Genomic DNA, 20,081 nt, shown 5'->3' with positions numbered 1-20,081 from the left:
CACCGGCGCGGCACCCCGCACCGAGCAGCACCAGCACCGCACCCCCGCACCGCCCGCACCGAACGGAGTCCTCGTGAGCGACAGCAAGAACGACAGCAGCAAGGCCGACCGCACCGACGCGGACGACATCCAGGCCCGCGTCGACCGCACCCGCGCCGAGCTCGCCGCCACGCTCAACGAGCTGGAGGACAAGCTCAACGTGCCGAAGCAGCTCGGGGCCGCCGGCCACCGCGCCAAGGCGTCGTTCGAGCGCGACCGCACCCCGTGGCTCGCCGGGGCCGGCGCCGCCGCCCTGGCCCTCGCGGGCGTCGTCGTCGCCGCGGTGAAGCGCCGCTGAGCCCCTCCGCCCTCCCCGCCGGCAGCGCCGGTCGCGACGCCCTCCGCCCCCGGGCCGAGGGCGTCGCCGCAGATGCCTCGACGTGCTGCTACCTGGTTGGGTTCCCAGCCGTGGCGGGAGGAGAATGATGAGCATGAGTCCTAGCGCCGACGCGCCAGTCCCCGAGCTGCCGACGTCTGATTCCCCCGCCGCCCTCACGGGTGAGCCGACCCACCCCCGCACCGCCGACTCCGGCCCGGCCCCGTCGCCCGAGGGCACCCCCGGCGACCAGCCCGCCGAGACCCTCGGCTACACGCTCTGGGCCGTGCTGCGTCGCGACCCGCAGAACCCCTACGCCCCCGACCTCGACGACGTCCCGCAGCTCGACGAGCTCGTGGCCGAGCTCGCCGGCGAGGGCGTCGTCGTCCGCGGCTTCTACGACGTGAGCGCGCTGCGCGCCGACGCCGACCTGATGATCTGGCTGCACGGCGAGGTCCCCGAGGCGATCCAGTCGGCGTACCGCCGCCTCCTCCGCACCGACGTGCTCGGCGGCCTGCTGCCGACCTGGAACGCCATGGGCATGCACCGCCAGGCGGAGTTCTCGCGGAGCCACAGCCCCGCCTTCATGCGGGGCGCGGAGCCCGAGGCCTGGCTCACCGTCTACCCGTTCGTGCGCAGCTACGAGTGGTACCTGCTGCCGGAGGAGGAGCGTCGCCAGATGCTCGCCGACCACGGCAAGCAGGGCGCCGCCCACCGCGCCGTCCTCACCAACACCGTGGCGAGCTTCTCGCTCGGCGACTATGAGTGGATCCTCGCGCTCGAGGCTCCCGAGCTCGTGCAGCTCGTCGACCTCATGCGCGACCTCCGCTACACGGAGGCCCGCCGCCACGTCCGCGAAGAGGTGCCGTTCTACACGGGCCGCCGCCTCACCACCACCGAGATCATCGAGGTCCTGTCGTGACTGACACCACCGGCATCACCAACGGCCAGCTCGTGCGCGCCGCCACCCCCGCGGCCGCCCAGGGCCCCGAGCACGTGAGCGAGCCCACCGAGTACGACGCCATCCTGCTGGCCGGCTTCGGCGGGCCCGAGGGCCAGGACGACGTCATCCCCTTCCTCCGCAACGTCACGCGCGGCCGGGGCATCCCCGAGGAGCGCCTCGAGGAGGTCGCGACCCACTACCGCCACTTCGGCGGCGTGAGCCCGATCAACCAGCACAACCGCGAGCTGAAGGTCGCCCTCGAGGGCGAGCTGGCCCGCCGTGGCGTCGACCTGCCCGTGATCTGGGGCAACCGCAACTGGGATCCCTACATGGCCGACGCCGTGCGCGAGGCCGACGAGCGAGGCTTCACGAAGCTGATCGCCGTCGCCACCAGCGCTTACTCGTCGTACAGCTCGTGCCGCCAGTACCGCGAGGACTTCGCGATGGCGCTCGAGGCGACCGGCCTCGAGGGCAAGGTCATGATCGACAAGGTGCGCCAGTTCTTCGACCACCCCGGCTTCGTCCAGCCCTTCATCGACGGCGTCCGCGAGGGCCTCGAGAAGGCCCGGGCCGAGAACGAGGGCCTCGACCTCGCGACCGAGGTGCAGGTGCTGTTCGCCACCCACTCCATCCCGTCGACCGACGCGGCGAAGAGCGGCCCGCAGGCGCGCGGCTTCGACGAGGAGGGCGCCTACGCCGCCCAGCACAAGGCCGTCGCGGAGGTCGTCATGGCCGCCGCCGAGGCGGGCCTGGGCCTCGAGGCCCCCGCCGAGGGAGGCACGACCGTGCCCTGGCAGCTCGTCTACCAGTCGCGCAGCGGCCCGCCCTCGATGCCGTGGCTGGAGCCCGACATCAACGACGCCATCGACGACCTCGCCGGCGGCCCGACGCGGGCCGTCGTCATCGTGCCCCTCGGCTTCGTGAGCGACCACATGGAGGTCATGTGGGACCTCGACGAGGAGGCGCTGGAGACGAGCGAGAAGAACGGCTTCTGGGCCACGCGCACGCCCACCCCCGGCATCGACCCGAACTACGTCACCGGCCTCGTCGACCTCGTGCTCGAGCGCGTCGAGGGCGTCCCGGCGGAGGACCGCCCGCACCTCACCGACATCGGCCCCTGGTACGACGTCTGCCGGCCGGGCTGCTGCGAGAACGTGCGCCTCGGCTTCAAGCCCGCCGTCTCGGGATTGGTGCCGTAGCGACGTGACCACCCTCCGAGTAGGAACGCGGGCCAGCGCCCTCGCCGTCGCGCAGTCGACGACGATCGCCGAGCGGCTCGCGGAGGCCACCGGCCACGACGTCGAGCTCGTGCGCGTCCACACCGAGGGCGACCGCACCCAGGCGACCGGTGAGTCGCTGTCGCTCGGCGGCACGGGCGTCTTCGCCAGCGCCCTGCGCGCGGCGCTGCTCGCCGACGAGTGCGACGTGCTGGTGCACTCCCTCAAGGACCTGCCCACCGCCTCCCACCCGGGCCTCGTGATCGGGGCGATCCCGGGCCGCGCCGACGCCCGCGACGCGCTCTGCGCCCGCGACGGCCTGACCCTCGAGACCCTGCCGCAGGGCGCCCGGGTCGGCACTGGCTCGCCCCGCCGGGTCGCACAGCTGCTGTCGGCACGGCCCGACCTCGAGGTCGTGCCCATCCGCGGCAACGTCGACACGCGCCTCCGCCGGGTGACCGACGACCTCGACGCCGTCGTGCTCTCCGCGGCCGGCCTCGGCCGTCTCGGCCGCCTCGACCAGGTCACCGACTTCCTCGGCCTCGGCCCGTGGCCGAGCGCCCCCGGCCAGGGCGCGCTCGCCGTCGAGGTGCGCGAGGGCGACCCCGACCCGGACCTCGCCCGCGCGCTCCGGGCCGTCGACCACCGCGAGACGCGTCTCGTCGTCACCGCCGAGCGCCAGGTGCTCGCCGCCCTCGAGGCCGGCTGCTCGGCGCCCATCGGCGCCACCGCGGTCGTCGACGCCGGCCTGCTGCTGCTCAGCGCCACGGTCTACCGGCCCGACGGCGGCGCCCACGTCAGCGCCTCGCACGCCGTCTCGCTGGAGGGCGGCTCGCTCGCCGACCAGCTCGTCGACGTGCACGAGGTCGCTGGCCGAGTCGTCACCGAGCTGCTCGAGCTCGGCGCCGCCGACCTCGCCCCGCTCGGCGAGGGCCCCGGCGGCGGCGACCCGGTCGGGAGCGCCTCGTGACCGCCGGCAAGCCGCTGAAGGGCGCCCGCGTGCTCGTGCCCCGCGGGGGCAAGTGGGGCGACGGCGTCTCGGCGTCGCTGCGCTCGTTCGGCGCCTCGCCCGTCATCGCGCCGCTGATCAACTTCGCCCCGGCCGAGACGCCCGAGCTGCTCGCGGCGGCCCTCGCCCGGCTGCAGGCCGGCGTCTACGAGTGGCTCGTCGTCACGAGCGCCACCACCGTCGACGTGCTGGTCGGCCACGGCATCCGCCCGCCGGCCGAGACGCGCATCGCCGCCGTCGGCGAGACGACGTCCGCTGCCCTGACCCTGTCGGGGTACCGCGTCGACTTCGTGCCCGAGGGCGACAACAGCGCCCGCGGCCTCGTCAAGGAGTGGCCGGGCTCCGACGTCACGGGCCGCGTGCTCGTGCCGCAGTCCGACATCGCCGAGCCGACCCTCGTCGCCGGCCTCTCCGCCCGCGGCTTCGACGCCGAGTTCGTCGCGGCCTACCGCACCGTGGGCGTGCCGGTCAGCGACGAGGTCGCCGCCGACGTCGCCTCCGGCTCGATCTCGGTGGTGCTCGTCACCTCCGGCAGCGTCGCCCGGCAGATCGCGGCCCAGCTCGCGCCCCTGCCCGAGTCGACGCTCGTCGCGTGCATCGGCCCCCGCACCGCCTTCGACGCCCGTGCCGCGGGGCTGCCCGTGCACCTGATCGCCGAGACCCGCTCCGCCGCCTCGCTCGTCGAGGCCGTCGTCGACCACGCGAGCGCGCTCGCGGCCGACGCCCCGCCCGAGGCCCCTCGCCTCGACGAGGCGCTCTGAGGCGCGGGGCGCGCACGACGTGCCCCGCGCCTCCCGCCCCTCCGTCCGTCCGCGCCACGAGCGCGGCACCGGCCCCCGCACCTGATCACCCGAGAAGGACCATGTCGCAGTTCCCCCGAGTCCGCCCCCGTCGCCTCCGCGCGACCCCCGCCATGCGCCGCCTGGTCGCCGAGACCCGGCTGCACCCCGCCGACCTCGTGCTGCCGATGTTCGTGCGCGAGGGCATCGACGAGCCCCAGCCGATCAGCTCGATGCCGGGCGTCGTGCACCACAGCCTCGCGAGCCTCCCGCGTGCCGTCGAGGAGGCCGCCGAGGCCGGCGTCGGCGGCGTCATGCTCTTCGGCGTGCCGCTCGAGAAGGACGCCGTCGGCTCGGGCGCCACCGACCCGCAGGGCATCCTCAACGTCGCGACCCGCGTCGCCGCCGACGCGGCCGGCGGCGCCCTCGTCGTGCAGACCGACCTCTGCCTCGACGAGTTCACCGACCACGGCCACTGCGGCGTCCTCGCCGCCGACGGCTCGGTCGACAACGACGCCACGCTCGCGCGCTACGACGAGATGGCGGTCGTGCAGGCCGACGCCGGCAGCGAGCTGATCGGCATGAGCGGCATGATGGACGGCCAGATCGGCTCGGCCCGCGAGGCCCTCGACGACGCCGGCCACGGCGGCACCGCGCTGCTCGCCTACGCCGCCAAGTACGCCTCGGCGTTCTACGGCCCGTTCCGCGAGGCCGTGCAGTCGACCCTCGTCGGCGACCGCCGCACCTACCAGCAGGACGCGGCGAACGGCCGCGAGGGCATCCGCGAGGTCGAGCTCGACCTCGCCGAGGGGGCCGACATCGTGATGGTCAAGCCCGCGATGAGCTACCTCGACGTGCTCGCCGAGACCGCGGCGATGAGCCCCGTGCCGGTCTGGGCGTACCAGATCAGCGGCGAGTACGCGATGATCCAGGCCGCCGCCGCGAACGGCTGGATGGACGCGGACGCCGCCTCGTACGAGAGCGTCCTGTCGATCAAGCGCGCGGGAGCCGACACGATCCTGACGTACTGGGCGACCGACCTGGCCACGCGCCTCCGGAAGGGGCACCTCTGATGAGCGACCACAGCAACGACCACTACTTCACCCGCGCCAAGCAGTCCATCCCGGGCGGGGTCAACTCGCCGGTGCGCGCCTACGGCAGCGTGGGAGGCACGCCCCGCTTCCTCGTCGGAGCCCGCGGCCCCCACGTGATCGACGCCGAGGGGCGCGAGTACGTCGACCTCGTCGCCTCGTGGGGCCCGGCCATCCTCGGGCACGCCCACCCCGAGGTCGTCCGGGCCGTGCAGGAGGCGGCGGCGCGCGGCCTGTCGTTCGGGGCGTCGACCCCGGGCGAGACCGAGCTGGCCGAGCTCGTGCGCGAGCGCGTGGCCGTCGGTGACGCGCACCCGATCGGCAAGATCCGCATGGTGTCGACCGGCACCGAGGCGACCATGACGGCGATCCGCCTGGCCCGCGGCTACACCGGGCGCGACCTGCTCGTGAAGTTCGCCGGGCACTACCACGGGCACTCCGACTCGCTGCTGGCCGAGGCCGGCTCGGGCGTCGCGACCCTGTCGCTGCCGGGCTCGGCGGGCATCACCGCCGAGACGGCCGCCCAGACCCTCGTCGTGCCGTACAACGACCTCGACGCCGTGCGCGCCGTGTTCGACGAGCACGGGCCGCGCATCGCGGCCGTCATCGTCGAGGCGGCCTCGGCGAACATGGGCGTGCTGCCCCCGGTGCGCGGCTTCAACCGCGGCCTGTCGGAGATCACGAAGCGCCACGGCGCGCTGCTGATCGTCGACGAGGTGCTCACGGGGTTCCGGGTCGGGCCCGCCGGCTGGTGGGGCCTCGAGGCCGCCCAGGTCGTGCCCGACGGCGCGGGCTGGGAGCCCGACCTCGTCACCTTCGGCAAGGTCATCGGCGGCGGCCTGCCGCTCGCCGCGCTCGGCGGCCGCGCCGAGGTGATGGACTTCCTCGCCCCGCTGGGGCCGGTCTACCAGGCGGGCACGCTGAGCGGGAACCCCGTCGCCGTGGCCGCCGGCATCGCGACGCTGCGGCTCGCGACCCCCGAGGTCTACGCGAAGCTCGACTCGCTCGCCGACCAGCTGTCGGCCGAGGTCTCGTCGGCCCTGTCGGCGGAGGGCGTGGCGCACACGGTGCAGCGCGCCGGGTCGCTCTTCTCGTTCGCCTTCACCGACACGACGCCGGTCGACTACGACGACATGCGCGCGCAGGACACCTGGCGCTACCCGCCGTTCTTCCACGCGATGCTCGACGCCGGGGTCTCGCTGCCGCCGTCGGTCTACGAGGCGTGGTTCGTGACGGCCGCGCACGACGAGGCGGCCGTGTCGCGCATCGTCGACGCGCTGCCCGCCGCCGCGCGGGCGGCCGCCGCCGCCACCGCGTAGCGCGCGGCGACGCGCGCGGCGCTAGCGGCGCGCGCGGCGCCCGCCGCACGTCGAGGTGACTCGATCGAGGCCCCGACTACGGTCGAGGGCCCCGATCGGGTCACCTCGGCGTCGTCCGCGGCCGGGAGCGCGCCCGCCAGCGCCCGTCGACGCGGTCGATCGCCAGCGGGTGGTCGAAGGCCGCCGAGACGAGCTCCGAGGTGAGCACCTCGTCGGCCGGGCCCGACGCCGCCACCCGGCCGTCGCGCAGCAGCAGCGCGTGGGTGGTGCTCGCCGGCAGGTCCTCGAGGTGGTGGGTCACGGTGACCGACGCGACCTCCGGGTGCGCGAGCCGCAGGGCGTCGACGGTGTCGAGCAGGTGCTCGCGCGCGGCGACGTCGAGGCCCGTGGCCGGTTCGTCGAGGAGGAGCAGGGCCGGCTCGACGAGCAGCGCGCGGGCGATCAGGGCCCGGCCGCGTTCACCCTGCGAGAGGACGCTCCAGATCCCCTCGCGCCGCGACTCCAGCCCGACGGAGGCGGTGAGCAGGTCGGCGCGCGCCTCCTGCTCCGGGGTGGGCCGCCACCGCGCCACGGGGTCGGTGCTGCCCGTCAGCCCGGTGAGCACGACCTCGCGCACGGTCGCGTCGCCGAGCACGCGGTGCCGGGGGTCGACGTGGCCCACGTGCTGCCGGAGCTCGCGGAGGTCGACGCGGCCGAGCCGGTGGCCGAGCACGTCGACGGTGCCGCTCGTGGGGTGCCCGAGGGCCCCGGCGAGCGTGAGCAGTGTCGTCTTGCCGGCGCCGTTCGGGCCGATCAGCGCCCAGTGCTCGCCCGCGCGCACGTGCAGCGAGACGTCGTCGAGCAGGTCGCGGCCCTGTCGGGTGACGCGCACGTGCTCGACGGCGAGGACGAGCGGGGCCCCGCCGACCGGCTCGGGGGGTGCGTCGGCGAGGCCTTCGGTCACGCCTGCGCGGCGTAGAAGCCGGTCTCCCGGACGGCCGCGAAGAACGGGGCCAGGGCGGCCGACTGCCGCTGCAGCAGGTCGGCGACCCCCTCGGCGTCGCGCCGGGCGACGCCCTCGGCCACGGAGGTCGTCGTCGAGGCACCGAGCTGCCAGGGGTATGCCGAGTTCTCGGCGAGGCGGCGGAACATCACCGTGGTGAGGCGTGAGACGGGCTCGGCGCAGGCGAGCAGCGTCGGGCTCCCGGCCGCGCGCATGAGCACGTCGAAGAGCGCGAACATGGCGTCGATCGACTCGGGCGTCTCGACGACGCCGTCGCTCAGGCGCAGCTCGGCGAGGCGCGTGATCTCGGCGACGTCGGCGTCGCTCATCGTCGCCACGCCCCGGGTCGCCGCGAGCGACCAGAGGCCGAGGATGGTGGTCGAGCAGTCCTCGAAGAGCTCTGCCGTCGGCGTCACCACGCGGGTGTACCGGTTGGCCTCGATCTCGACCAGGCCGAGCTCCTCGAGCTTCGCGATCGCCTCGCGCACGGGGGTGCGGCTGACGCCGAGCCACGTGACGAGCTGGTCGTCGTTGAGCCGCTCGCCGAACTCGAGCGTGCCGTCGCCGATCGCGGTGACGAGGCGGTCGAAGACGACGTCGCGCAGCAGGCGTCGGGGCGTGGGGACGGCGTCGGGCACGGGGATGGGCACGGTGTCTCGCTCCTGCAGGGTGCTGGTGGTGCGGGGTGCTGGTGGTGCGGGGGAGGCGCGGGTCGGCGCCGGTCGGGCGGCCCTGCTCGTCGCAGGGCCGCCCGGGAGGTCACGCAGCGTAGATGCCGCTGCCGGAGACCTCGTCGAAGTACGCGCCGAACGAGGCCGGCTGCTCGCGGACGAGGCGGGCCGCGGCCTCGCCGTCGCCGTCCGCGACCGCGTCGCGCAGGCCGCGGGTCAGCTCGACGGCCTGCTCCCACGGGTACATCCCGTCGGTCGCAGGGCGTCGGAGGACGAGCAGGAGGCGCGGCCCGGTGGCCGCCCAGAGGCGACGGAGCGACGAGCTGCCGGAGGCGTCGAGCAGGAGCTCGTTCATGCGGACGAGATCGGCGACGTCTTCGGGCTTGCGCTTCGAGAACGCGGTGAGGCGGCGGTCGAGGATCGCCGTCACCTCCTTGCGCTGCTCCTTGGTGAGGGCGGGCACGCCGCGCTCGACGACGAGGGCCCAGACCTGGTAGCCGGTCTCGACGGTGTCGGTGAACTCGGCGAAGGTCGGCGCGACGATGCGCGTGTACCGGTTCGCCTCGATGTCGACGAGGGCCTGGTCGGCGAGCTTGGCGATGGCCTCGCGGACGGGGGTGCGCGAGACGCCGAGCCAGGCGACCAGCTGGTCGTCGTTGAGGCGCTCGCCGAACTCGAGGGTGCCGTCGATGATCGCGTCGAACATCTTGTCGTAGACGACGTCGCGCAGCAGGCGGCGGGGGGCGGGCGGCTGGTCGGTCAGGGTGGGGATCGGCATCCGGGTGCTCCTGTTCGGGGGCGGGAGTGGGGGTGCGACGGGCTCACGGCCCAGGGCGGGGCCCTGGTCACCGGTCGAGGCGCATGTCGCACCACCATGTACGAGGACGTATCGGGTATCCGGTACTTCACACGACCTTAGTACGGTCGGGGCCGCCGTGGCGAGCCCACGCCGTGACTTCGTGACGAGCGCTCAGCGGCGCACGTCGACGACGGTCCGGCCGCGCACCGACCCGGCCACGATCCGGGGCCCGAGCTCCACGACCTCCGAGAGGCCCACCTCCGTCGTCATCGAGTCGAGCAGGTCGAGGTCGAGGTCGGTCGCGAGCCTCGCCCACGCCTCGCGGCGCAGCTCGACCGGGGCGTCGACCGAGTTGACGCCGGCGAGCGACACGGCGCGGAGGATGAACGGCAGCACCGAGGTCGGCAGGTCGGCGCCCTGCGCGAGCCCGCAGGCGGTCACGGTGCCGCCCCACCGCGTCTGCGCGAGCACGGAGGCGAGCGTCGTGCTGCCCACCGAGTCGATCCCGCCGGCCCAGCGGGCACGCTGCACGGGCCGGCCGGCCTCGGCGAGCTCGGAGCGGTCGACGACCGTCGTGGCGCCGAGGCCGCGCAGGTACCCGCCCAGCTCGTCGACGCGACCCGAGGAGGCGGTGACCGAGTACCCGAGACGGCTCAGCAGCGCGATCGCCACCGAGCCCACGCCTCCCGCGGCCCCGGTCACGACGACCTCGCCGTCGCCGGGGCGGACGTCGCGTTCGAGCCGCAGCACGCTGAGCATCGCGGTGAAGCCCGCGGTGCCGATCGCGGCGGCCTGGCGGGCGGAGACGCCCTCGGGCACGAGGACGAGCGAGCCGGCGTCGACCACGGCCCGCTCGGCGAAGCCGCCGTGCCGGCTCTCGCCGACGCCCGCGCCGTTCAGCACGACCAGGTCGCCCGGCGACACGGCGGGGGAGGCGCTGGTCGCGACGGTGCCCACGAGGTCGATGCCCGGAACGAGCGGCAGGGTGCGGGCCACGCCGGGGTCGCCCGCCAGGGCCATGCCGTCCTTGTAGTTCAGGCTCGACCAGGCCACGTCGACGACGACGTCGCCCGTGCCCAGGAACTCCTGCTCGATCTCCCGCACGGAGGCGGGGCGGTCACTCTCGACGACGACGGCGCGCATGGCGACACGCTACGCGCGCGGGCTGGGGCGCGGCCCTCCCCGCCCGGCGACGGGGCGCCTCCTCGGCGGTCGCTCAGCCGAAGAGGATGGCGGCCTCGTCGTAGCGGTGCTGCGGGACCGTCTTGAGGCTGTCGAGGGCCTCCTCGAACGAGACGTGCACGATGTCGGTGCCGCGCAGCGCCACCATGCGGCCCCAGCGGCCCTCGACCACGCTGTCGCTCGCGGCCATGCCGAGGCGGGTCGCCAGCACGCGGTCGTAGGAGGTGGGGGTGCCGCCGCGCTGGATGTGGCCGAGCGTCGTCGCCCGCGTCTCGATCCCGGTGCGCTCCTCGATCACCGGTGCGAGGCGCTCGCCGATGCCGCCGAGGCGCGGGCGCCCGAAGGCGTCGAGTCCCCGCTCGGAGTGCGCGTCGCTCTCGTGGTCGGGCACGAAGCCCTCGGCGACCACGACGAGCGGCGCCCGGCCGCGGTCGTAGGCGGCCTTCACCCACGCGACGATCTGGTCCATGCTCGTCGCCTGCTCGGGGATGAGGATGGCGTGCGCGCCGGCGGCCATGCCCGAGTGCAGCGCGATCCAGCCGACGTGGCGGCCCATCACCTCGGCCACCATGCAGCGGCTGTGCGAGTCGCCCGTGGTGCGCAGGCGGTCCATGGCGTCGGTGGCGACCTGCACGGCCGTGTCGAAGCCGAACGTGTAGTCGGTGGCGCCGAGGTCGTTGTCGACGGTCTTCGGCACGCCGACGATCTTCAGGCCCTCGTCGGTGAGGCGCTTGGCCGCCGCCAGGGTGCCCTCGCCGCCGATCGCCATGATGGCGTCGATGCCGAAGCGGTCCATCACCTCGCTGATGCGCGCGACGCCGCCGTCGCCCTCGAACGGGTTGGTGCGGCTCGTGCCCAGGATGGTGCCGCCCTGCTTGGCGATGCCCTGGATCTCCTTCCGCGTGAGCGGCATGACGTCGCCGTCGACGACGCCGCGCCAGCCGTCGCGGAAGCCGACGAACTCCTGCCCGTGGATCGTCGTGCCCTTGAGCACGGCCCCGCGGATGACCGCGTTCAGGCCGGGGCAGTCGCCGCCGCTGGTGAGGATACCGATTCGCATCGCGCTGCTCCGTCGCATGTCGGGCCCGTCGGGCCGGCCGAGATCGGTCCCATCATGGCGCACCCGCGGCTGGACGGCAGCCCCGACGGCCGGGGTCGCCGTCGGCCGCGGTTGCTAGCCTCGTGCGCATGACCGACCAGCCCGCCCCGCGGCCCCCGTCGCCCTGGGCCCGCTTCGCCCGCCCGGCTCCCGGCGAGCAGCGGCCGCGCGCCGAGGTGCAGCCCCCGCCCGCGCGGCAGGGGGCGCCCGGGCAGGGCGGGGCCGACCAGGCCTGGGCCGGTCAGCCGTTCCCGCAGGTCGGGGGTCAGTCGCCGCAGCCGTTCCCGCCGCACCCGCAGCCGTTCCCCGCGCCCGCGCCCGCGGCCGCGACGGCGGCGGCGCCGTGGGCCCCGCAGGCCGCGCCCCCGCAGGCCGCCGCGCCGCAGGCCTCGTCGGCGCAGGACGCCCTGACCTGGCCGGCCCCCGCCGCCCCCGGGGTCGGCTCGTACTTCGCCGTCGGCGACGACGAGTGGCCCCCGCCGCCGCGGCCGCGCGACGGCGCCGACGAGGGTCGCGGGCTCGCCGTCGCCTCGGTCGTCTTCGGGGTCTTCGCGGCCCCGCTCGGCCTCGTCTTCGGCCTCGTGGCCGCCCGGCGGGCCGCGGCGGCGGGGGCGTCGGCCGCCCTGGCCCGCGTCGGCCTCGTCGTCTCGAGCGTCATGATCGTCGTCGGCCTCGTCGCGGGCGTCTCCGCCCTCGACTACGCGGCCCGGCTGTCGTCGACGTGCGCCCAGCTCGGCCCGGGCGAGTACGTCGACGACGAGGGCCGCGGCGTCACCTGCGACTGACCGGGCCGGCGCTGTCGGCCCTCACCGCGCCTCCTACAGGGCGACGGTGCCCGTGTCGGCGATGTTCTGCGGGTGCCCCCCGGTCACGGCGGCCTTGGCGTACTTGAGGAAGGTCACGGCCTTCGGCTCGTTGCTGACCCAGTACTCGGCCGTCTCGACGTCGACCTCGATGAGGGCGACGGTCGGGTCGTCCTTGCCCTGGTCGAACCAGGCCTCGGTGCCCGCGCTCCAGAACTCGTCGATCAGGGCGCGGTCCTTGACGATCGAGGCCTCGCCGGCGAGCGAGAGCCAGCCCTTGCCCGTCTCGACGGCGACGTTGACGTGGGGGTGCGCCTTGATGTCGTCGACCTTGGGCGAGGGGTCGGGGGTGAAGAAGTACACCTTGCCGTCGAACTCGCGGTCGACGACGGCGAGCGGGCGGCTGACGAGGCGCTGGCGCGCGCTCTGGGTGGTGAGGATCCCGATGCGGGCGGCGTCGAGCACCTCGGCGACGCGGCGGATGTCGTTGGTCTCGGTCATGGCGCCGAAGCTACCCGGGGAGGCGCACCGCCCCTCCCAGGGACCGCCGCGTCGTACCCCGGAGCGGCGCCGATCCGGTCGGCTCGGTCCTCCCCCTCGCGCTGAAGGGCATACATGCCCTACCGTGGAACTCCAGTTCTGTACATCGAGGAGGTCCCCGTGCCGGTCCCCACCACGACGACCATGCGCATCCCCCGCCGCCTGCACCGAGACGAGGTGTACGACCGGCTGCTCGAGGCCATCCTCGACGGCACGTTCGAGCCGGCGGAGCGCATCCGCGACCACGACCTCTCGGCCTGGCTCTGCGTCTCGCGCACCCCGATCCGCATGGCGCTCGCGCGGCTGGGCGACCTGGGGCTGGTCGAGACGACCTCGACCCGGGTCACGCGCGTCGCGCCGGCCCGCCCCGAGCTGCTGACCGACCTCGTGCGCACCACCTGGGGCCTCTGGGCCCTCGCCGACGCCGACGTCGCCGCGGCCGAGCCCGCGGGCCGGGCCGGCCTCGTGCGAGCCCTCGAGGCGGGGGAGGCGCGGTGCGGGGAGGTGCGCGCCGGCGCCCCCGAGGCGGCGGCCGCGGTCACGACCACCCTGTGCGAGGTGGGCGCCGCGCTCGCCGCGTTCTCGGCGAACCGGTCGCTCGGCGCGGTGCTCGAGCACCTCGGCCTCCTGCTGCACCACCACGCCTCGGGGGTCGGGGGCGAGGCCGACGCGGGCCTGCTCGTGCAGGGCCTCGCGGCCGCCCGTCACGCCGCCGCGGCGGGGGAGCCCGGCGCCTGGGGCGCGGCCCTGGTGCGGCTCGACGACCGCGTGGTCGCGGGCGTCGCGGCCTGACGGGCCGCCCGCCCGCGCCCGGGTCACCGGGAGGTGCGGTGGCGACCCGTCGCGACGAGCTCGGGGGCGGGCACGCTGCCGAGCAGCGGCTCGAGCGTGCGCCGGCCGAGCAGCGTCACGACCGCGTCGCCCGCGGCGCACCACTCCCGGTGGTCGAGGGCCCGGCGCAGCTCGGCCACGGGGGCGGCGAGCGAGGGGGAGTCGAGGGGCAGCGCGAGGTGCCGCGAGAGGAAGGCCGTGCGGTTCTGCAGTGGCTCGGAGGCCTGCCGCGCGAGGGGGTTGCCCGAGACCGGCAGGAAGGCGCCCGTCGCGGCCAGCAGGTCGGAGCAGGTGGCCCCGGGCCGGTCGAGCACCCGGACGACCGTGGCCGCGAGGCGCGACACCTCGACCGGGTCGGCGTCGCCCGCGGACCTCACGGCGACGCCGTGCAGGAGCCCGAGCAGCTCGAGCGAGTCGAGGAGGTCGGCGGCCGTAGCCGGCGCGACGCGCGTGAAGCGGTTCGCCTCGATCTCGACCAGGCCCTGATTCGCCAACCGGGCCAGCGCCTCCTTCACCGGGGTCTTCGAGACGCCCAGCCAGGTCGCGATGTCGTCCTCGAAGAGGCGCTCGCCCGGCCGCAGCGTGCCGTCGACGATCGCGCCGAGGACCGACTCGAAGGTCAGGTCGCGGAGGAGTCGGCGCGGGCCGCGCGTGGGTCGCTCAGGTACAGGCATGGCTCCTCCGTCGTCGGACACGTGGAACATCATACGTCTCATGGTCGGCCGTGTCGCGGGTGAGATGTCGGCGCCGTCGCCTACCATCGCCGCATGACGCTCTCACCGGCCCTCGACGCCTCCGCGGGCGCCGGGCCGGGCGACGACGCCGCGCCGCTCGAGAGCACCTGGTCGCCCGGGGCCCCCGTCGACGTCCGGGCCACCCTCCGGCCGCTCGCCCGCGGCGCGGGCGACCCCGCGTGGCGCCTGGTCGGCGGCCAGCTGTGGCGGGCCGTCCGCACCCCGGCGGGCGCGGCCACCCTGTGCCTGACCTCCGGGCGTGACGGCGTCCACGCGGCGACCTGGGGCCCCGGCGCCGAGTGGCTGCTGGCCTCCGTGCCCGAGATGCTCGGCGAGGGCGACGACTGGTCGGGGCTCGACGTCTCGGGGGTCGACTTCCTCGCCGCCGCGCGGCACCGGGCCCCGGGCCTGCGGCTCTCGCGCACGGGCCTGGTCGTCGAGTCGCTCGTGCCCGCGGTGCTCGAGCAGAAGGTGACGAGCCGCGAGGCCTGGCGGGCCTGGCGCGAGCTGGTGCGCCGCCACGGCGACCCCGCGCCCGGGCCGGCGCCCGAGGGCCTCACCGTCCCGCCCGACGCGGCCACCTGGCGCCGGGTGCCCAGCTGGGAGTGGCACCGGGCCGGCGTCGGCCCGCAGCGCTCCGACACCGTGATGCGGGTCTGCGCCGTGGCCGCGTCGCTCGAGCGCACCGTCGCCCTGGGGCGCGGCGGCGCCGAGGTCGAACGCCGGCTCCGCTCCGTGCCGGGCGTCGGCGTCTGGACGGCCGCCGAGACGATGCAGCGCGCGCACGGCGACCCCGACGCGCCCAGCGTCGGCGACTACCACCTGGCCGCCCTCGTGGGCTGGGCCCTCGTCGGCCGGCCCGTCGACGACGACGGCATGCTCGAGCTGCTCGAGCCGTGGCGGGGGCACCGGGGCCGGGTGGTCCGCCTGATCACCGGCAGCGGCTTCTCGAAGCCGAAGTTCGGGCCGCGGATGACGATCCAGGACCACCGGTCGCACTGAGGCGAGAGGCCCGGTGGGCGAGAGGCCCGGTGGGCGTGAGGCCCGGTGGGCGAGAGGCCGGGCAGGCCCTCAGCAGGGCTGCGCGTCGGCCGCCCGCGGTGCGGGGGCGTCGGGGGAGGCGTCGTCGCCGATCGCGGCGAGGACGCGCTGGGAGAACCCGCGGACGACTCCGGCGTCGGCGTCGAGCGCCTCGACGAAGTAGCGGCGGATGGCCTCGGTGTGCCCGCGGGTCGCCGCGAGCATGGCCCGGCGGCCGTCCGCGGTCAGCTCGACCCACGTGCCGCGGGCGTCCGACGAGCAGTCGGAGCGCCGCACGAGGCCGCGCCTCTCCATGCGGGTGACCTGGTGGCTGACGCGGCTCTTCTCCCAGCCGATCTGCTCGGCGATGTCGCGCACGCGGAGCCGCCGGTCGGAGCTGCGCCCGAGCCCGACGAGGATCTCGTACTCGGGGGCGGAGACGCCGGAGTCGTGGTGCAGCCGGAGCTCGAGGGCCCGGTCGAGGCGGCGCCGCATCGCGTAGAACTCGTCCCAGACGGCCCAGTCGTCGTCGGTGAGCGGGTCGGGCATGGGCCCAGCATAGGGACGCGTGCCAGGGCAGGGTCGGCGGCGCGGCATATCCTCTGCTCATGTCCGATCTGCGCGCCGCCGACCTCCCGCAGCAGACCGTCGAGACGGCACGTCGCTGGGCCGCGGCCGCCGCCGCGTCCCCCGCCGACCGCGACGCCGCGCGCCTCACCGCGGTCGTCCGAGACCCCGACGGGCTCGCCTTCAGCCTCGCGGTCGTCGACGGCGTGCTGGGGGCCGCCGACCCCGCCGTCGCGGCCCGCACGCTCGACGCGCTCAGCCGCTCGATGCCGTCGACGCTGCCCTGGCACCTCCGCGCCGCCGTCTCTGCCGCGGGCGGGTTCGGCCCGCTCGCTCCGCGGTCGGTCATCGGCGTGGCGCGGAAGGCGCTCCGTCGCACGCTGCAGCACCTCGTGGTCGACGCCGCGCCCGACAAGCGGGGCGCCGCCCTGGCCGCGCTGCGGGCCCGAGAGGGCGTCCGCCTCGACGTCAGTGTGCTGGGTCCGGCGGTGCTCGGCCGGGCCGGCGCCGACCGGCGGCTCGCCGAGCTGACCGCCGTGCTCGGCCACGACGACGTCGCGGGCGTCCGCACGACCGTCGACGCCGTCGTCGGGCCGTCCTCCCCGTGGGCCGTCGACGAGACCAGCGCGCTCGCGGTCGAGCGGCTCACGCCGCTCTACGAGCGGGCCCTGGCCGCCGAGCCCGCCCGGCTGGTGACCCTCGAGGTGACCAGCTCGGCCGACCTCGACCTCACCATCGACGTCTTCACGCGCCTCCTCGACCAGCCTCACCTGCGCGACCTCGTCGCCGGCGTCGCGCTCCCCACCGGCCTGCCCGACTCGCTGCCCTCGCTCCAGCTGCTCACCGACTGGGCGCGCGGCCGCGTCGCCCGCGGCGGCGCCCCGATCCGCGTCCGGCTCTCCGCCGGCGGCGACCCGTCGTCCGCGGTCGCCGAGGCTGACCGCCACGGCTGGGCCGCCGCCACGCCGCCGGCCCCGGTCGAGGCCGACGCCGCCCACCACCGGGTGCTCGACTGGGCGCTGCGCCCCGCCCACGCCGAGGTCGCCCACGTCGCGGTCGCCGCCCGCGGCCGCCTCGACCTCGCCCACGCCTGGACCCTCGCGCGGGCGCGGGAGGTCACGCACCTGCTCGACCTGGAGGCGGAGCTCGGAGCGGCCGAGGCCGACGCCGTGCTGGCCGAGGCCGGCGGGCTCGTGCTGCACGTGCCGGTCGCGCCGCACGCCGAGCCCGACGCGGCCGTCCCGTGGCTGCTCCACCGGCTCAGCGAGTCGGCGGAGGCCACCGCCGACGACCTCGACGCGGCGGTCGAGCGCTGGCTCGCCGCGGCGGAGCTCGCGGCCCGGGGCGACGACCTCGTCACCCGGCCCGCTGCGCCCGGTCACGGCGGGGTCGGCGACACCGACCCGGCCCTCGAGCGCAGTCGGCGGGCCGCCCGTCGCGTCCTGGCCCGCGCCGCGACGTCGCACGCGGGCGTGGAGACCGTCGGCCGCTCCCGCGTGCTCGACCGCGACGCCCTCGAGGAGGTCGTCTCCCGCACGGCCCAGGCCGGCGTCCTGTGGGGCCACGCCGAGGCCGCCACACGGGCCCAGCTCCTCGACAGGGCGGCCGCGGCGCTCGCCGCGGCCCGCACGACCCTGGTCGAGGTGCTGGTCGGCGAGACGGGCACCACGGTCGGGGAGGCCGACCACCAGGTCAGCGAGGTGGTCGACGCGGCGCGGCGGCACGCGGCCCTGGCGCGCGGCCTCGAGGGCGTCACGGGAGCGCGCTGGGCGCCTCCCCGGCTGACGGTCGTGGTCTCGGACGCCGCCGCCGCCCTCGCCGCGCCCGCCGAGGGCGCGACCGCGGCCCTCGCCGCCGGCAGCGGCGTCGTGCTGAAGCCCGACCCCCGCGCGCGGCGCACCTCCGCCGTCCTCTGCGAGGTGCTCTGGGCGGCCGGCGTCCCGCCTGAGCTGCTGGCGCTCGCCGAGCTCGACGAGGACGACCTCGGCCGCGACCTCGTCGTGCACCCCGCCGTCGACCGCGTCGTGTTCTCGGGCTCGGTCGAGACGGCCCGCCTGTTCCGGTCGTGGCGGCCCGACCTGCCGCTCACGGCCCGGCTCGACGCCCCCGGGGTCGTCGTCGTGACGCCGAGCGCCGACGTCGACCTCGCCGTCGACTCGATCGTGCGCGGCGCCGTCGCCGGCGCGGGCCGCTCGCGCGTCGCGACCAGCCACGTGCTGCTCGTCGGCTCAGCCGGTGACGACCCCCGCCTGCGCCGGCAGCTCGTCGACGCCGCCTCGAGCCTCAGCGTCGGGCGGGCCGACGACCTCTCCACCCGCCTCGGCCCGCTCGTCGAGCCCGCCGGGCCGGCCCTCCGGGCCGCGCTCACGACGCTGCGCGAGGGCGACCGCTGGCTGGTCGAGCCCCGTCAGCTCGACGACGAGGGCGCACTCTGGTCGCTCGGGGTCGTCGAGGGCGTCGGCGAGCCGGGCGTCGTCGACGAGGCCGTCCGCGGCCCTCTGCTGCGCGTCGTGCGGGTCGCCACGCTCGACGAGGCCCTCGCCCACCAGGCCGCCCTCGGCGGCGGCCACGTGGCCGCCGTCGCCTCGCGCGACGTCGACGAGGTGGCCCGCTGGGTGCGCCGCACCGACGCCGGTGCCCTCGTCGTGAACGGCAGCACCGCCGACGTCGCCGCCCGACGTCAGCCGGCGGCGGGCTGGGGCCGCTCGTCGGTGGGCATGGTCTCGCCGACCGGCGCCGACGCCGTGGTGGCCCAGGGGCGGTGGTGGAGCGTGCCCCGCGAGCCGCAGGCGTCGCTCCGCCTCACCGGCCTGTCGGAGGCGGTGGTGGCGGTCATCGAGGCCGCCCGCTCCGGGCTGTCGTTCGAGCAGTTCGACCGCGTCCGGTCGGGCGCGGTCTCCGACGAGCAGGCCTGGCAGGCGGTCTTCGCCCCCCGGGAGGCCGTCGGCGCCGGCGTCGAGAGGGTCCTGCTGCGGCACCGGGCACGCCCGGTCGTCGTCCGCCTCTCGTCCGACGGCGACCTCGCCGACCTGGTGCGTCTCCTCGTGGCGGCGGCGCGGGCCGGCGCCCCGGTCGACGTGAGCTCGCCCGTGCCCCTGCCGGCGGCGCTCGTCCAGCTCGTGCGGGCGCCCGGGGCGCCGCTCCGCGTGGGCGAGATCGTGGTCGAGGGCGATGAGGCGTTCCGTGCCCGGGCGGCCGCCGGCCTGCTGCAGCGCGGCGGCGGGCGGCCCGACCCCCTCGACGACCTCGAGCTGCTGGCCCGGGCGGCCGAGCCCGACGCGGCGGAGGGCGCCTCCGACGACGAGGCCGCCGCCGGGGCCGCGGGAGCCGTCGCGCGGGACGCCCGGGGAGACGGGCACCTGCCCGCCGCCGACCCGGAGGCCGTGGCTCGGTACCGCGACCTGGTCGTCCGGATGGTGGGCGGCGACCCGCGGGCGCTCGCCGTGGCCGTCGGCGGCAGCCTCGACGTCGTCGTGCACGCGGGCGACGTCACGGAGGAGGGGCGGGTCGAGCTGCTGCCCTTCGTGCGCGAGCAGGCGGTGGCGGTGGTCACCCACCGGGCCGGCCACGTCGACCCGGCGTTCCGCGACCTGCGCCTGTAGGGCGCGGGAGTCCGCGCGCGCGCCGCGGGGGCGGCGCGCGTTCGCGGCACGGAGCGCGCCAGGCGCGCGGCGCGCTACGCGGGCTGGCGGCTGATCAGCTTCGACAGCACGATGGCGCTGCGGGTGTGGTCGACGTTCGGGGCGTTCCGGACGCGCTCGAGCGCCTCCTCGAGCGACGGGATGTCGCGGCTGCGCATGTGCACGATCGCGTCGGCGCTGCCCGTGACCGTGCCGGCGTCGACCACCTCCGGCACCGTGCTGAGGATGCGCTGCAGCTCGGCCGGCGACACGGTGCCCCGGCAGAAGAGCTCGACGAACGCCTCCGTGCCGAGTCCGTCGACGGCGGGGTCGACCTGCACCGTGAACCCCTTGATGACGCCGTCGGCCACCAGACGGTCGACGCGTCGCTTCACGGCGGAGGCGCTGAGGCCCACCGACGAGCCGATGTCGCCGTAGCCCGCCCGGGCGTTCTGGCGCAGCAGGTCGATGATGCCGTAGTCGAGGTTGTCCACATCGGGCATCATACGCTAGAAAGTTG

At 76.2% G+C, this 20,081-nt stretch carries 20 protein-coding genes; 11 read left to right on the top strand and 9 right to left on the bottom strand.

Annotation, left to right across the window (positions count from 1 at the left end; all coding sequences use genetic code 11):
- Positions 1–73 precede the first annotated feature (73 nt).
- The 7 genes from IFT72_RS10775 (at position 74) to hemL (ending at position 6,713) form a co-directional block, all read left to right on the top strand.
- The gene (locus IFT72_RS10775) at positions 74–337 is read left to right on the top strand and encodes a DUF3618 domain-containing protein (protein ID WP_056058017.1); all 264 of its coding nucleotides are present in this window, start codon (positions 74–76) and stop codon (positions 335–337) included.
- Between the two features lie 133 nt (positions 338–470).
- Positions 471–1,277: a hydrogen peroxide-dependent heme synthase gene (gene hemQ, locus IFT72_RS10770; RefSeq protein ID WP_370543586.1), complete on the top strand. Its 807-nt coding sequence runs from the start codon at positions 471–473 to the stop codon at positions 1,275–1,277.
- The gene (locus IFT72_RS10765) at positions 1,274–2,497 is read left to right on the top strand and encodes a ferrochelatase (protein WP_255465115.1); all 1,224 of its coding nucleotides are present in this window, start codon (positions 1,274–1,276) and stop codon (positions 2,495–2,497) included. The genes hemQ and IFT72_RS10765 overlap by 4 nt, the downstream gene beginning before the upstream one ends.
- Positions 2,498–2,501: 4 nt before the next feature.
- A complete protein-coding gene (hemC, locus tag IFT72_RS10760; protein WP_185230664.1) occupies positions 2,502–3,485 on the top strand; it encodes a hydroxymethylbilane synthase in 984 nt (327 codons plus the stop codon).
- On the top strand, positions 3,482–4,285 hold the full coding sequence (locus IFT72_RS10755; RefSeq protein ID WP_192046430.1) for a uroporphyrinogen-III synthase: 804 nt from the start codon (positions 3,482–3,484) through the stop codon (positions 4,283–4,285). Before hemC ends, IFT72_RS10755 begins: the two co-directional genes overlap by 4 nt.
- A gap of 101 nt (positions 4,286–4,386) precedes the next feature.
- Positions 4,387–5,376, top strand: a complete 990-nt coding sequence (gene hemB, locus IFT72_RS10750; protein WP_192046429.1) for a porphobilinogen synthase — start codon at positions 4,387–4,389, stop codon at positions 5,374–5,376.
- Positions 5,376–6,713, top strand: coding sequence for a glutamate-1-semialdehyde 2,1-aminomutase (hemL, locus tag IFT72_RS10745; protein WP_056058004.1), 1,338 nt, complete (start codon positions 5,376–5,378; stop codon positions 6,711–6,713). The genes hemB and hemL overlap by 1 nt, the downstream gene beginning before the upstream one ends.
- Before the next feature lie 100 nt (positions 6,714–6,813).
- Here the strand turns inward: hemL and IFT72_RS10740 are convergent, their stop codons facing one another.
- From IFT72_RS10740 to IFT72_RS10720, 5 genes are all read right to left on the bottom strand, one after another.
- On the bottom strand, positions 6,814–7,656 hold the full coding sequence (locus IFT72_RS10740) for an ATP-binding cassette domain-containing protein (RefSeq protein ID WP_192046428.1): 843 nt from the start codon (positions 7,654–7,656) through the stop codon (positions 6,814–6,816).
- A complete protein-coding gene (locus IFT72_RS16065; protein WP_056057997.1) occupies positions 7,653–8,345 on the bottom strand; it encodes a GntR family transcriptional regulator in 693 nt (230 codons plus the stop codon). Before IFT72_RS16065 ends, IFT72_RS10740 begins: the two co-directional genes overlap by 4 nt.
- Positions 8,346–8,454: 109 nt before the next feature.
- A complete protein-coding gene (locus IFT72_RS10730) occupies positions 8,455–9,144 on the bottom strand; it encodes a GntR family transcriptional regulator (RefSeq protein WP_056057993.1) in 690 nt (229 codons plus the stop codon).
- 192 nt (positions 9,145–9,336) lie between these two features.
- Positions 9,337–10,308 (bottom strand): MDR family oxidoreductase, encoded by a 972-nt coding sequence (locus IFT72_RS10725; protein WP_192046427.1) that lies wholly within the window; start codon positions 10,306–10,308, stop codon positions 9,337–9,339.
- 73 nt (positions 10,309–10,381) lie between these two features.
- Complete coding sequence (locus IFT72_RS10720; protein WP_056057987.1) at positions 10,382–11,407, bottom strand: 6-phosphofructokinase; 1,026 nt, start codon at positions 11,405–11,407, stop codon at positions 10,382–10,384.
- Between the two features lie 128 nt (positions 11,408–11,535).
- Here IFT72_RS10720 and IFT72_RS10715 point away from each other — a divergent pair, with 128 nt between their 5' ends.
- Positions 11,536–12,231: a hypothetical protein gene (locus tag IFT72_RS10715; protein WP_192046426.1), complete on the top strand. Its 696-nt coding sequence runs from the start codon at positions 11,536–11,538 to the stop codon at positions 12,229–12,231.
- A gap of 33 nt (positions 12,232–12,264) precedes the next feature.
- Here the strand turns inward: IFT72_RS10715 and IFT72_RS10710 are convergent, their stop codons facing one another.
- Positions 12,265–12,750 carry a pyridoxamine 5'-phosphate oxidase family protein gene (locus IFT72_RS10710; RefSeq protein WP_056057979.1) on the bottom strand — a complete coding sequence of 162 codons (486 nt, stop codon included), beginning with the start codon at positions 12,748–12,750 and terminating at the stop codon, positions 12,265–12,267.
- A gap of 159 nt (positions 12,751–12,909) precedes the next feature.
- Here IFT72_RS10710 and IFT72_RS10705 point away from each other — a divergent pair, with 159 nt between their 5' ends.
- Positions 12,910–13,581: a GntR family transcriptional regulator gene (locus tag IFT72_RS10705; protein WP_185230653.1), complete on the top strand. Its 672-nt coding sequence runs from the start codon at positions 12,910–12,912 to the stop codon at positions 13,579–13,581.
- A 23-nt stretch (positions 13,582–13,604) separates the two neighbouring features.
- Here IFT72_RS10705 and IFT72_RS10700 read toward each other — a convergent pair whose 3' ends face one another.
- Positions 13,605–14,315: a GntR family transcriptional regulator gene (locus IFT72_RS10700; RefSeq protein ID WP_185230651.1), complete on the bottom strand. Its 711-nt coding sequence runs from the start codon at positions 14,313–14,315 to the stop codon at positions 13,605–13,607.
- Positions 14,316–14,387: 72 nt separating this feature from the next.
- Between IFT72_RS10700 and IFT72_RS10695 the strand changes: the two genes are divergently transcribed.
- Positions 14,388–15,356: a DNA-3-methyladenine glycosylase gene (locus IFT72_RS10695; RefSeq protein ID WP_192046425.1), complete on the top strand. Its 969-nt coding sequence runs from the start codon at positions 14,388–14,390 to the stop codon at positions 15,354–15,356.
- Between the two features lie 69 nt (positions 15,357–15,425).
- Here the strand turns inward: IFT72_RS10695 and IFT72_RS10690 are convergent, their stop codons facing one another.
- Positions 15,426–15,923: a MarR family winged helix-turn-helix transcriptional regulator gene (locus IFT72_RS10690; protein WP_185230649.1), complete on the bottom strand. Its 498-nt coding sequence runs from the start codon at positions 15,921–15,923 to the stop codon at positions 15,426–15,428.
- A gap of 59 nt (positions 15,924–15,982) precedes the next feature.
- Here IFT72_RS10690 and IFT72_RS10685 point away from each other — a divergent pair, with 59 nt between their 5' ends.
- Positions 15,983–19,543, top strand: coding sequence for a proline dehydrogenase family protein (locus tag IFT72_RS10685; protein ID WP_192046424.1), 3,561 nt, complete (start codon positions 15,983–15,985; stop codon positions 19,541–19,543).
- Between the two features lie 74 nt (positions 19,544–19,617).
- Here the strand turns inward: IFT72_RS10685 and IFT72_RS10680 are convergent, their stop codons facing one another.
- Entirely contained in the window at positions 19,618–20,055 is a 438-nt protein-coding gene (locus IFT72_RS10680) for an Lrp/AsnC family transcriptional regulator (RefSeq protein ID WP_056057962.1), read from the bottom strand.
- Between the last annotated feature and the right edge of the window lie 26 nt (positions 20,056–20,081).

The sequence above is a fragment of the Frigoribacterium sp. CFBP 8754 genome, from assembly GCF_014841815.1.
Lineage (GTDB): Bacteria > Actinomycetota > Actinomycetes > Actinomycetales > Microbacteriaceae > Frigoribacterium > Frigoribacterium endophyticum.
This window is presented reverse-complemented; position numbering and strand designations above follow the sequence as displayed.

What these genes read in the sequence shown, in the direction of transcription:
- IFT72_RS10690 (WP_185230649.1), bottom strand. Translation starts at nt 15,923, where the DNA reads ATGCCCGACCCGCTCACCGACGACGACTGGGCCGTCTGGGACGAGTTC.
- IFT72_RS10725 (WP_192046427.1), bottom strand. Translation starts at nt 10,308, where the DNA reads ATGCGCGCCGTCGTCGTCGAGAGTGACCGCCCCGCCTCCGTGCGGGAG.
- IFT72_RS10695 (WP_192046425.1), top strand. Translation starts at nt 14,388, where the DNA reads ATGACGCTCTCACCGGCCCTCGACGCCTCCGCGGGCGCCGGGCCGGGC.
- IFT72_RS10730 (WP_056057993.1), bottom strand. Translation starts at nt 9,144, where the DNA reads ATGCCGATCCCCACCCTGACCGACCAGCCGCCCGCCCCCCGCCGCCTG.
- hemQ (WP_370543586.1), top strand. Translation starts at nt 471, where the DNA reads ATGAGTCCTAGCGCCGACGCGCCAGTCCCCGAGCTGCCGACGTCTGAT.
- IFT72_RS10685 (WP_192046424.1), top strand. Translation starts at nt 15,983, where the DNA reads ATGTCCGATCTGCGCGCCGCCGACCTCCCGCAGCAGACCGTCGAGACG.
- IFT72_RS10715 (WP_192046426.1), top strand. Translation starts at nt 11,536, where the DNA reads ATGACCGACCAGCCCGCCCCGCGGCCCCCGTCGCCCTGGGCCCGCTTC.
- IFT72_RS10720 (WP_056057987.1), bottom strand. Translation starts at nt 11,407, where the DNA reads ATGCGAATCGGTATCCTCACCAGCGGCGGCGACTGCCCCGGCCTGAAC.
- hemB (WP_192046429.1), top strand. Translation starts at nt 4,387, where the DNA reads ATGTCGCAGTTCCCCCGAGTCCGCCCCCGTCGCCTCCGCGCGACCCCC.
- hemL (WP_056058004.1), top strand. Translation starts at nt 5,376, where the DNA reads ATGAGCGACCACAGCAACGACCACTACTTCACCCGCGCCAAGCAGTCC.
- IFT72_RS10710 (WP_056057979.1), bottom strand. Translation starts at nt 12,750, where the DNA reads ATGACCGAGACCAACGACATCCGCCGCGTCGCCGAGGTGCTCGACGCC.